We start from the raw sequence: 12,918 nt of genomic DNA on the forward strand, positions 1-12,918 counted from the left end.
GCTTATTGCCAAATGAAAACTTACTTCTTAGCTTTCTTTTTCCCTTTATAAAAACTCCAACCAATATACAATCCAATTAATGCAAAAACAACATATCTGTAAGAAACAGGTTCTCCATCTCCATGAACAGTAGTAAACATCCTATTCCAACGAATTGATTTTAATTTTTCGCCAAAACTTGCAGCATCAGCATCCCAACTAAACCAAATCATTACAGGTTTTCCTAAAACGTGATCAAAAGGAACATAACCCCAATAACGTCCATCTAAAGAATTGTGTCTGTTATCTCCTACTAAATAAAAGTAATCTTGATTAAAAGTATAAGAATCTGCTTTTTCTCCATTGATAAAAATATCATCTCCATTTACAACCAAATCATTATTTTCATAATTTTTGATGATTTGCTCATAATAAGGCAGTGAGTTTTTATCTAATTTTACAGTAGTTCCAGCTTTAGGAATGTATAGTGGTCCAAAATTATCTTGACTCCATTGATTACTTTCTATATGTGGAAAAATTGCATTATCAGGACCATGATTTACTTTTTTAACAGAAACAGCCAAAGAGTAATTTTTAAGCTTTTCAGCTTCTTCTTCTGTCATGTTAATATTGATTTTATTCTCAACATTTAACATTTTAAATTTTTGAGCAAACTCAGGATTTATACCTCCAGCAACTTCTGTATATAAAGAATCTTCGCCAATTTTAGACAAGCTTCCATTTAGTTTTATAGCTTCTTGAACACGATTGTCATTCCAATATTCAGTTAAAATTTTATAAACACCAGTTCTGCCTTTGTCAATTAAAAACTTAGGATATGTATTTGCAGAAATAGGTTGCTTGCTTTCATACGTATAATAAAACTGCAATTTAGCTCTGTAAGGTAAATCGTTCTTTTTTCCATTGATGTAAAAATAACCATCTCTCATTTCAATAGAATCGCCAGCAATTCCAACAGCACGTTTTACGTAATTTGTTTTCTTATCAACAGGTTTGTAAGTGAATTTTCCAGAAACATCACCCCACATTGTAGCCAAAGAATCTGCAGGCCAATTGAAACAAACAATATCATTATTTTTTATTTCTTGAAAACCTGGCAATCTTGTATAAGGTAATTGTGGTCTTTTTAAATAGGATGCAGTTCCTGTAAAAGGCAAAGAATCATGCACCATTGGTGCAGCAATTACTGTTGATGGAACTCTTGCTCCATAATGAAACTTGCTTACAAATAAATAATCTCCAATCAACAGAGACTTCTCTAAAGAAGAAGATGGAATTGTAAATGGCTGCATAAAATACGTATGCACTAAAGTTGCAGCAATAATTGCAAAAGTTATGGAACTAATCCATTCTCCTAATTCAGAACGTGGCTTTAAGCTTCTATCTGCATTGAATTCTGAGTCTGTTGCATAATTGATATAAAAAATATACAAACCTAAAGTTATAATAACTAAAAAGGAATCTAATTTTTTATAAAAACCGAAAGTTCTAATGGTTTCTATCCAAATAACTGGGAACATCAACAAATTTACAACAGGAATAAACAATAAAATAATCCACCATTTTGGACGATTTATGATTTGCATTAAAATAATTCCGTTATAAATTGGTACAGCAGCTTCCCAAGCTTTTCTGCCTGCTTTAACATACAATTTCCAAGTTCCTAAAAAATGGATAACTTGAATTACAAGAAAGAAGATTAGCCATTGTGTATACGTCATAATATATTTTTTATGTCTGTTCGAGCGCAGTCGAGAACTTTTAATTTGTGGTTAAAAATAAACCTCTCGACTGCGCTCGAGGAGACAAATTATAATTCAATTAGTATTTTTTTAAATATATTGTTACAGTTTTTAACCGATGTTTAACACATCTTTCATGGTAAAAACACCTGTTTTATCTAAAATCCATTCTGCAGCAATTACAGCACCTAAAGCAAAACCTTTTCTGTTATGGGCTGTGTGTTTTATCTCTATAGTATCCACTTCAGAATTGTACCAAACAGAATGCGTTCCAGGAACATCAGGAATTCTTTTGGCAACAATTGGTATGTTTTCTTCGGATGAAATTGCACCTAATTCCCATGCCGTTTTTGATGAGTTTTCAATAACACCTTCAGCTAATGTAATTGCTGTGCCACTTGGAGCATCTAGCTTTTTTGTATGATGAATTTCTTCCATAGAAATATTATAATCCTCTAAAGTAGCCATCATTTTCGCTAATTGTTTGTTTAGTTCAAAAAAGATATTTACACCAACACTATAGTTAGATGCATAAATAAAAGCCCCTTTTTTTTCTTCGCAAAGTGCAACTGCATCTTTGTAATTATCTAACCAACCAGTGGTTCCAGAAATTACAGGAACATTATGGTTAATACAATTAGAAATGTTTTTAAAAGCAGCATCAGGAATGCTAAAATCGATAGCGACATCTGCTATAGAAATATCAATAGTGTCATCAACATCTTTTCTAATTACTATTTCATGACCTCTAGAAATGGCAATTTTTTCAATTTCTTTGCCCATTCTTCCATAGCCTAATAATGCAATTTTCATTTAAAAAGTATATTTTAAGGTTAATCCAACTTTTGGCGCTTCAAATAGAATAGGATCTGCAATAAAAGTAGGTTTTAAAGATAAATTATCATCTGTATTAAATTGTAATAAATGTGCATTTACACTTGCTTCAACAATCTGTAAAACGTAAATTATAATTCCGGATAATAAGGACATATCTCTGTTTTCTCTTAATTGCTCTTGGGCAGTTTCTAAAGTAGTCGTAGAAACATTAGAAACACCGTTTATTGTAAACTCATCTTCTAACCCAGCTTTTCTTAATCTGTAGGCTGTTCTGTACCTTTTGTATTCTGAATTATTTGTTTGATAATAATATACAGGTACTGCTAAAGCTCCCCAAACTATGGGAGCTTTCCAATATTTTTTATTGTAAATCTGTCCCATTCCTGGGAAAATTGCAGAATAAAAAGCTGCTTTTGAAGGTGCCAAAGCATCATAAACTCCTTGTGGGTTTTTTATGTTGTCATCAATTTTTAAATCTTCAACTTTTACAAATTTTGGAATAGAATCTTGTTGCGCTAAAAAATTTGCAGAAAAAAATCCGATATAAAAAACAAGTATGACTTTTTTAAACAACACTTATTTTAGTAAGTTTTTAATACGATTAAAATCTTCTTCTGAATGAAAAGGAATTGAAATTTTTCCTTTCCCATTTTTAGCAATACTAATATCAATTTTATGACCAAAAAATTCGCCAATTTCTTTTTGACTTTCTTTTATAAAAGCAGGAATTGCTTTCTTTTTTGGTTTTGCAATAGCACCCGATTTTAAGTTTTTAACCAAATCTTCTGTTTGTCTAACAGATAATTTATCACGTAAAATTTTCTCGTAAATGGCTAGTTGATCTTCCGTATTTTCAACATTGATCATAGCACGTCCATGCCCCATTGAAATAAAACCATCTCTCATGCCTGTTTGTAAAATTGGATCTAATTTTAGCAATCGTAAATAATTGGTTACTGTTGATCGTTTTTTACCAACTCTGGTACTCAATTCTTCTTGAGTTAACTGAATTTCATCAATTAAACGCTGGTACGAAAGTGCCACTTCAATTGGGTCTAAGTTTTTACGTTGTATGTTTTCAACCAAGGCCATTTCTAGCATTTCTTGGTCGTTTGCTAATCTTATATACGCAGGTACAGTTTTGTTTCCTATTAATTTTGATGCTCTAAAACGTCGTTCACCAGAAACTAATTGAAATTTGTTGCCTTCTAATTTTCTTACAGTTATTGGCTGAATTACCCCTAATTCTCTAATAGAACTTGCCAATTCACGCAAAGCTTCTTCATCAAAATAAGTTCTTGGTTGATATGGATTTACATCAATTAAATCTAATTCCAACTCAATTATATTACCTACAACTTTGTCTGCATTTTTGTCTTGTGCAGAGTTTATGTTAGGTGTATCTTGTTGTAACAAAGCAGATAATCCTCTTCCTAAAGCTTGTTTCTTGGTTGCTTTTGCCATTTTTATGAATTCTTTTTTAATAATTCTTGGGCCAAATTTAAGTAATTTACAGCACCTTTACTTGTAGCATCATAAGCAATAATACTTTCTCCATAACTTGGTGCTTCTCCCAAACGCGTATTTCTTCTAATAATTGTATCAAAAACCATACTAGAAAAATGTTTTCTAACTTCATCTACAACTTGGTTCGATAAGCGTAAACGAGAATCGAACATGGTTAACAATAAACCTTCGATATTTAATTCTGAATTATGAATGTTTTGAATACTTTTAATCGTATTTAATAATTTCCCTAAACCTTCTAATGCAAAATATTCACATTGAATTGGAATAATTACAGAGTCTGCAGCCACTAAAGAATTTAAGGTGATTAAACCTAAAGAAGGTGCACAATCAATTAAAATATAATCGTATTCATCTTTAATTTTGTCTAACGCTTTTTTGAGCATGTACTCTCGGTTCTCTTTGTCTACCAATTCAATTTCTATGGCAACCAAATCAATATGAGCAGGAATCATATCTACGTTTGGTGAAGTCGTTTTTACAATTGCTTTTTTAGCAGAAACAGAATGTTCCAAAACTTGATACGTTCCATATTCAAGAGCATCTACATCAACTCCTAAACCAGAGGATGCATTTGCTTGTGGATCTGCATCTATCAACAAAACTTTTTTCTCTAAAACACCCAAAGAAGCAGCTAAACTTATACTTGTAGTTGTTTTACCAACACCTCCTTTTTGATTTGCTATTGCAATTATTTTTCCCATTAAAACTTTCTGTTTTCAAAGAGTAAAATTACGATTTATTCTCTTTTATTAAAGTGAAAGATGTTAACAAAAATACAAACTTTTAAATTACTCTATATCAGTTGTATATGTTTTAATAATGAAAGTTTTTAAACAATTACAGTATTTTTTAATTAAAACACCTTTTACCAGTTTTTAAGTGGTGAATTTTATGCTTTTTGTGGAATATTCTTTAAAACTTCTACTAATAATTTCCAAAATTTTTGGGTTGATGATATTTGCGCACGTTCATCAGGAGAATGTGCACCTCTAATATTTGGACCAAAAGAAATCATATCCATATCAGGATAATTTTTTCCTAAAATTCCACATTCTAATCCTGCATGACAAGCTGCCACATTTGGATTTTCGTTAAATAATTCTTTATATAAACCTTCTAAAACAACTAAAATTTCTGAATTCAAGTTTGGTAACCAACCAGGATATTCTCCTGAAAAATCAACATCTAAACCTGCTAATTCAAAACATGAGCGTAAAGAATTTGCCAAATCCCATTTATTAGTTTCAGAAGATGAACGTGTTAAACAACCCACTTTAATACTACCATCTTTAACAATAATTCTAGCAATATTGTTAGAAGTTTCTACCAAACCAACTACATCAGGACTCATTCTATAAACGCCATTATGAGCTGCATAAATTGCTTTGATAAAAGATTCTTGAACTCCTAATTCCATAATAGTTTTAGGAGATTCAATTTCTTTAATTTCAATATTTAAGTTGCTTTCTAATGTTGAAAACTCATTTTTTATATTGTTGATAAGTGTATTAGTTTCTGATAAAAAATTTTCTTTAGAAACAGTGTCAATTACTACAGATGAAAAACTTTCTCTAGGAATTGCATTTCTCAAACTACCTCCATTTATTTCAGCAATTCGCAAACCATATTTTTCAAAACCATCAAACAAAATACGATTCATTATTTTGTTTGCATTTCCTAAACCTTTAATGATATCCATTCCAGAATGCCCACCATTTAAGCCTTTTACAGTAATTGAAAATGCAGTTGTATTTGTTGGAGTATTTTCTTCTTTATAGTTTTTTGTTGCAGTTACATCAACTCCACCTGCACAACCAATACCAATTTCGTCATCTTCTTCAGTGTCTAAATTTAGTAGAATTTCGCCTTTTAAAACGCCACCTTCTAAACCCATTGCTCCAGTCATTCCTGTTTCTTCATCAATAGTAAATAAAGCTTCAATTGCTGGATGCGCAATTTCTTTGGATGATAAAACAGCCATAATTGCTGCAACTCCCAAGCCATTATCTGCGCCTAAAGTTGTACCTGCTGCTTTTAACCAATCACCATCTACAAACATTTTAATCCCTTCTTTATCAAAATCGAAATCAGTGTCTGCATTTTTTTGATGCACCATGTCTAAATGACCTTGCATTACAATGGTTTTTCTGTTTTCCATGCCAGAACTTGCTGGTTTTTTTATGATAACATTCCCAACCTTATCCACAAAAGTTTCAAGGTTTAGTTTGTTGCCAAAATCAACCATAAATTGAATAACTCTTTCTTCTTTTTTTGAGGGTCTTGGAACTGCATTTAAATCTGCAAAGTGATTCCAAACTGCTTTTGGTTCTTTATTTCTGATGTCTTGGCTCATGTATTTTGATTTTTAATGCCACGAATTCACGAATTTTTTTAATTCTGATAAATCTATAATTTCATAAAATGAAATTATAGATTTATCATCTGTGAAATACTTTTTAATATAAAATTCTAATTCGTGAATTTGTGGCTAATATTTTTAATTTGTGATTAAAATTGAGGTATCGTAAGTGATGTCTAATTAAACTCAATCACAACATCCTCTAAATTCTTTCTTACTTTTTTTAAATCCTTCATGTAATCATCTTCAGCTCTAAAACCAACAGGTAACACTAAAGTTGCTGTAAGATTGTGTTCTTCTAAACCTAAAATTTCATCGTATTTAGCAGGTACAAAACCTTCCATTGGACAAGCATCAATTTGCTCTACAGCACAAACCGTTAGTAAATTTCCTAAAGCTATATAGGCTTGATTTCTATTCCAAACTAATAATTCTTCTTGTGTTTTTTTGCTGATATCCGCAGTTAAAAATGTTTTAAAAGGATCCATTACTGAATCTGGTGTTGCTCTGATTTTTTTTACCAAATCAAAATATTTTTTAACTTCTGTGATTGCATATTCTTTAGGAATGCAAATTACTAAAAGATGAGAAGCTTCCAAAACTTGTGGTTGATTAAATGAGGCAGGAACCAATTTTTTCTGGATATCTTTATTATTGATAACAACCAGTTTTAAAGGTTGTAAACCATAAGAAGTGGCAGTTAAATTAAATGCCTCTTTTAAAGTTTTTATTTGTGATGTTGATAAGGTTTTATTAATGTCGAATTTTTTAACAGCATATCGCCATTGTAAACTTTCTATAGTGTTCATTTTGTTTTTTTTGAGATGCAAAAATAAACTATAATAAGGTTTAATTTTTCTGTTTCTATTGGTAAAATTGATACATAAATAAATTATTTGTACCTTGAAAGAAAAAAAGTATGAATGAGGAATTTTTGTATTATGTATGGAAGTACAAAATATTTACGAATATAAATCTACAGACTTCAGATGCTAAAGAAGTCGCTATTTTAAAAACGGGAATTCATAATAAAAATTCAGGGCCAGATTTTTTGAACTCACAAGTAAAAATTGATCATCAGCTTTGGGTTGGAAATGTTGAAATGCACGTAAAATCGTCTGATTGGTATTTGCATAAACATGAAGAAGATTCAAATTACGATGCTGTAATTTTGCACGTAGTTTGGGAACATGATGTAGACATTTTTATGAAAAACAACAAACCTCTGCCAACTTTAGCGTTGAAAAACTTTGTATCAAAAAATCTTTTAGACAACTATAGTAGTTTAGTATATCATCAGCAAAAATTTATTCCTTGCGAAAATCAATTGGCAACTATTGATGAATTTCTCATGAATAATTGGTTGGAGCGTTTGTATTTTGAACGTTTGGAACATAAATCGACCTTTATAAAAGAGTTGTTGTTAGCTACAAATGCCGATTTTGAAGCTGTTTTGTTTCAATTATTAGCTAAAAACTTTGGCTTAAAAGTAAATGGAGACGCTTTTTTACAATTAGCTACTTCTATAGATTTTTCAGTCATTAGAAAAGAACGTTTTGATTTAGAACAATTAACAGCCTTGTTTTTTGGACAAGCAGGTTTTTTAGAAGAAGACGTAGCAGCACATTATCATCAACAATTAAAAGAAAAATACAGGTATTTAAAACATAAACACAAGTTGAATTCAATTTCTAAAAATACATTTGAATTCTTTAGAATGCGACCTCAAAATTTTCCAACTATCAGAATTACACAATTGGCATCTTTATATTTTACACATCAAAATTTATTTTCAAAGTTGATGAGCATCCATAAAAAAGAAGATTTTTACGCATTATTTTCTTTTGAAGTTGATGCGTTTTGGAAAACACATTATACGTTTGAATCAGCATCAAAAAAATCATCAAAAAAATTGACAAAATCTTTTATAGATTTACTGATTATCAACACTATAATCCCTTTAAAGTTTGTGTATTTGCAGAGTAGAGGAGCAGTAGATAATAATGAAATCATGCAATTGATAAAACAGGTTTCATCAGAAAAAAATAGCATAATTTCTAATTTTTCAGCTTTAGAAATTAAGGCAAAAAATGCGATGGAAAGTCAGGCTTTGCTGGAGCTTAAAAACAACTATTGCACAAAGAAACGATGTTTACAATGTGCAATAGGGAATAGTTTGCTAAGAAAATAAAATTTATTTTGGGTCTAATATTTCTTTAATATTTGCCAAACAATCTCTGTAATGGTATTTTGTAATTCTATTAACACCTCTATTTTTTGCAATGGTTAATTGAAAATTTAACGCTTGTAATTCACCTCTAATTATTGAGCTGATATCAGAATTTTGAGTGTCTTTTGAATTTAAAAGCATTCCCATTCTGTTAATCATCGATTTTTGTAAATTACGTCTAAAAACATCTACATTTTTGTTGTAATTTGTTTCAGAAAAAATGCCAGTTCTTAAATCACGAATCATATCTAAAGCGCTGTAGGTATTAGCATCAATAACTTCTGCATCAATCATCATTTCTAATTTATTTGGATTTAGCAGTGTATACAATTGTCTGTTTTGTAAACTTAAAATTCTATCTGTATATCCATTTTCGTTGATGTTTGCTAAGATTTCTGGATTTATCAACCAATCTTGCGTTTCAAAAGCATTTTTTTGCAACCAAACCATGGCTTCTTTTTGTTTCTTTTTAGATACAGCTTCGTACACCATTCCATTTTGAACAGGTTTTTTGTTGAATTCATAAACGCCACCAATATTACCTGAAACATGCCCAACATATCTGCTCCAAACTCCTAAAAGTTCTCCATATAATTCAGATAAATCTTCATAATTATTGGTTTGATCAGAAGTCCAACTTGGTAAATTTTCAGCAACAATTTTCAAGTTTTTCATTCCATAAGTTGATGCTTTTACTTGGTCGTTTCCAATTCCTTCAGTTTGTGCAGAAGGATCAAAACGTGCTCCACCAAATCTATAAATAGGATCATCAGCTTTTTCCTCAATCCATTTATCTAAAGTTTTAACTTCTTGTTCAGGCGTTTTTGCTGATGGAATTTTTCTGTAACCCCAGTTAATTGCATAATGATCATAAGGCCCTAATTGACGAATAAATCTTACATTTTCATCTCCTGGTTGTGCAATATAATTGTAACGTGCATAGTCCATAATAGTTGCTGCAATTCCCATTTTTTGAGTAAATTTTCCAGAGCGTAAAGAATCTACAGGATACGCATAACTTGCAGCCATATTATGAGGCAAGCCAAGTGCATGACCAACTTCGTGCGAAATTACCATACGCATCATTTCACCAATTTCTTCAGCTGGTGTGTTTAAAGTTCTTGCAGACGGATTTGCTGCTCCAGTTTCTAATAAATATCTGTTTCTGTAAGAACGTAAATGATTGTGATACCAAATAATATCGCTCTCTAAAATTTCTCCAGTTCTTGGATCAGAAACACTAGGTCCAGTTGCATTTCTTGTGGTACTTGCAACATATCTAATTGAAGAATAACGCACATCTTCCATACTAAATTCTGGATCTTCTTCTTCAGTTGGTGGATATTTTGCCATAATTGCATTCTTAAAACCAGCAGTTTCAAAAACTTTTGCCCAATCATCAACACCTTGTTTAATGTATTTTTTCAATTTATCTGGAGTTCCAGGATCTAAATAATATACAATTGGCTTTATAGGTTCTACCAATTCTCCACGATTATAAGCGTTGATATCTTTAGGTTCTAATCTCCAACGTCTAATATATCTTTTGTCATCTGCTTTTAACGCTTCAGAACTATAATCTACATTTCCAATCGAAAAATACCCCACTCTTTTATCATACACTCTTGGCATCATTTTATCTTCTGGCAATACAATCATAGATTGATTTACACGAATTGTAATGGTATTTGTTGATGAGTTGCTTGGTGGTTCAGCAGCATCAAATGTAAAATCTTGCACGACTTCTATATTTTCTGGATAACTTTTTATAGAGTTGATAAAACTTCTTGACGCATCTAATCTCCTAACTTTATACCTTTTTCTATACGAATCTGGTAAAGGAGAAATCGCTTGAATATCCGAAGTAAAAAACTTGGTAACATCCACCAAAACTGCTGTAGAATCTTGATTTTGAGTGGCAATATCAAACGCAAATAAAATAGGTTCTAAATTGTTTGCTTTTACAGATTTGTAAATTGGTAAAGAGTCGTTTGCAACAGCATCATACGATTTTACTTTCAATAAAATTTTATCTTGAAACTCTTCCCAAACAACAACTTGTGTGTTTATTTTTGAGCCAGCATTTACATAACCACCACCTAAACCAGCAGGAATGTCTTTAATTCTGGTAACCAGTAACATTTCTTTTCCAAAATGGGCTTTCGGAATTTCATACATGAATTTATTGTCTGTGTTGTGTACTTTAAATAAACCATCATCTGTAGATGTTTTCTTGGTTACAAAATCAGCATATTTTGGTGTTTTGCTTTTTTGAGGTTTTGCTGCAGTTTCTTCTGAATTGTTTTTCTTTGATTTTTTTCTTTGTGCATTCATTTCTGTAGGAAATGTAAACGCTAAAATCAATGAGAAAAGTAGTAATTTTTTCATATTGTGTTTAAGTTCTGAATTAAACAACTAAAGTAATAAATTTTGAAATAGATTGGTTTGTAGAATGTGTTAAAAAAGTAAATGATATCTTTATGAGATAAATTTCTATATTAGTGTCAATTTTAAAATCAGTAGCTTAAAACATCGGTTTTTGCAATTATTTTTATGAATATAAAAACAAAATTATATAAAGAGCAATTAAAAGAATGGCCAGAAATGGGGCATCATATAATGGCTCAGTTTGATGATGAAAAAGTAATTGTATATCAATCTTACAGACCAGAGATAGGAAATTTTGCTTTTCAGAATCAGTATTTTGGGGGTGCTTTTAGTGTACATAGAATGACTTGGATAAAACCAAATTTTCTTTGGATGATGTACAGAAATGGCTGGGGAACAAAAGTTGGACAAGAAATTGTTTTGGCAATTCATTTAAAGCGAGAAGCTTTTGAACGTTATTTAAATCAAGCTGTTTATTCTAGTTTTCAAAATGATATTTATGGAAGTAAAGAAGAATGGCAAGCTGCTGTAAAAAACTCAAATATCAGATTGCAATGGGATCCAGATCACGATCCTTATGGAAATAAATTAGTTAGAAGAGCTATACAAATAGGAATAAGAAATCTAGAAATAGTAAAATATGCCAAAGAAGATATTTTAGAAATTGAAGACATCTCTGAGTTTGTAAAAGAACAACATCAATTTGTTTTAAATAACGAGTTGGATGCGTTATTAACCCCAATTGAAAAGCCTTTTATTCCAAGTAATAAGCAAACATTTAAATTGTTGAAATTAAGTGGTGAATAATGTCTGTTATCCAAATTTCTTACCTCAGTTAGCGCGAGCATCTTGCTCGTGAACGAAAACAATTTCTTTATTTTGCAAATCAACAAAGTGTTATCATTTTTGAAAAAAGAAATCATTTTTTAATTAATTTTGGTTTTAATATTTTCAAGAATAAACAAACTACTATCAGTCGCGTCTTTGAATAACAAGAGGAAATAGGTTATTTTGGCTCATGAAATTGAAGGTTAATTCCTTATTTTTACTCAAAAAAAATGAGTAGAAAATATAAATTTAGAGAAAAGTCAGGTGCTTATTTTATAAGTTTTGCCACTGTAAATTGGGTAGACGTATTTACAAGAGATTTATATTATACTTGTATTACTGAGTCTTTAGATTTCTGCAGAAAAAACAAAGGAATGGAAATTTATGGATATTGTATTATGACAAATCATATTCACTTAATTTTCCGTTCTTCTTTGAATGATCCCTCAGGTTTGATAAGAGATTTTAAAGGTTTAACATCTAGAAAACTTTTGAAAATGATAGAAGAAAACGCTCAAGAAAGTAGAAGAGAATGGATGTTATGGATGTTTGAAAGAGCAGGAAAAAAGAATAGTAATGTAACTAATAGGCAGTTTTGGCAACAGCATAATCATCCCATAGAAATATGGTCTTTAAAAGTTTTTGAACAAAAATTGAATTATATACATCAAAACCCTGTAAAAGCAGGTTTTGTTACAGATCCAATAGATTGGAAATATAGTAGCGCCAGAAATTATGGAAATGATGACGCTACTATTTTGGAAATAGATTTAAATTAGATTAAAGCACGAGCAAGATGCTTGCGCTAACTTGATTTGAATTATATTAAAGCATGAGTAAGATCTTTATGCTAAGTTGATTTTACTGTTATTTAATATTCGTTAGCGCGAGTTTCAAACTCGTGCCAATAAAGTTTGGAAAGTATTTTTTAGCACAAATTTTTAAGTTAATTTTAGGCACGAGCAAGATGCTCGCGCTAACTTTGGAATGAATTAACTGTTCAA

General features: G+C 30.7%; 11 protein-coding genes. 3 read left to right on the plus strand and 8 right to left on the minus strand.

The genetic code is table 11. From position 1 onward, the window contains the following. Positions 1 to 20: 20 nt before the first annotated feature. From lepB to P161_RS0111920, 7 genes are all read right to left on the minus strand, one after another. A complete protein-coding gene (lepB, locus tag P161_RS0111890; protein ID WP_026777203.1) occupies positions 21 to 1,721 on the minus strand; it encodes a signal peptidase I in 1,701 nt (566 codons plus the stop codon). Between the two features lie 132 nt (positions 1,722 to 1,853). After that, positions 1,854 to 2,555: a 4-hydroxy-tetrahydrodipicolinate reductase gene (dapB, locus tag P161_RS0111895; protein WP_026777204.1), complete on the minus strand. Its 702-nt coding sequence runs from the start codon at positions 2,553 to 2,555 to the stop codon at positions 1,854 to 1,856. Beyond that, positions 2,556 to 3,155, minus strand: a complete 600-nt coding sequence (locus P161_RS0111900) for a DUF5683 domain-containing protein (RefSeq protein ID WP_026777205.1) — start codon at positions 3,153 to 3,155, stop codon at positions 2,556 to 2,558. Then, complete coding sequence (locus tag P161_RS0111905; protein ID WP_026777206.1) at positions 3,156 to 4,043, minus strand: ParB/RepB/Spo0J family partition protein; 888 nt, start codon at positions 4,041 to 4,043, stop codon at positions 3,156 to 3,158. A gap of 2 nt (positions 4,044 to 4,045) precedes the next feature. Next, positions 4,046 to 4,810, minus strand: a complete 765-nt coding sequence (locus P161_RS0111910; protein WP_026777207.1) for a ParA family protein — start codon at positions 4,808 to 4,810, stop codon at positions 4,046 to 4,048. Positions 4,811 to 4,998: 188 nt separating this feature from the next. Next, positions 4,999 to 6,462 carry an aminoacyl-histidine dipeptidase gene (locus P161_RS0111915; RefSeq protein WP_026777208.1) on the minus strand — a complete coding sequence of 488 codons (1,464 nt, stop codon included), beginning with the start codon at positions 6,460 to 6,462 and terminating at the stop codon, positions 4,999 to 5,001. Between the two features lie 182 nt (positions 6,463 to 6,644). Next, the gene (locus tag P161_RS0111920) at positions 6,645 to 7,277 is read right to left on the minus strand and encodes an NAD(P)H-dependent oxidoreductase (RefSeq protein ID WP_026777209.1); all 633 of its coding nucleotides are present in this window, start codon (positions 7,275 to 7,277) and stop codon (positions 6,645 to 6,647) included. Between the two features lie 110 nt (positions 7,278 to 7,387). On the opposite strand from P161_RS0111920, the gene P161_RS0111925 reads away from it, so the two are divergent. Continuing rightward, entirely contained in the window at positions 7,388 to 8,659 is a 1,272-nt protein-coding gene (locus P161_RS0111925) for a DUF2851 family protein (protein WP_026777210.1), read from the plus strand. A gap of 3 nt (positions 8,660 to 8,662) precedes the next feature. Here the strand turns inward: P161_RS0111925 and P161_RS0111930 are convergent, their stop codons facing one another. Beyond that, positions 8,663 to 11,086 carry a zinc-dependent metalloprotease gene (locus tag P161_RS0111930; protein ID WP_026777211.1) on the minus strand — a complete coding sequence of 808 codons (2,424 nt, stop codon included), beginning with the start codon at positions 11,084 to 11,086 and terminating at the stop codon, positions 8,663 to 8,665. Between the two features lie 165 nt (positions 11,087 to 11,251). On the opposite strand from P161_RS0111930, the gene P161_RS0111935 reads away from it, so the two are divergent. Further along, positions 11,252 to 11,893: a DUF4291 domain-containing protein gene (locus tag P161_RS0111935; RefSeq protein WP_026777212.1), complete on the plus strand. Its 642-nt coding sequence runs from the start codon at positions 11,252 to 11,254 to the stop codon at positions 11,891 to 11,893. A 251-nt stretch (positions 11,894 to 12,144) separates the two neighbouring features. Then, a complete protein-coding gene (locus tag P161_RS0111940) occupies positions 12,145 to 12,693 on the plus strand; it encodes a transposase (RefSeq protein ID WP_026777213.1) in 549 nt (182 codons plus the stop codon). Positions 12,694 to 12,918 lie beyond the last annotated feature (225 nt).

It is taken from the genome of Polaribacter sp. Hel_I_88 (assembly GCF_000687935.1).
Classification (GTDB): domain Bacteria; phylum Bacteroidota; class Bacteroidia; order Flavobacteriales; family Flavobacteriaceae; genus Polaribacter.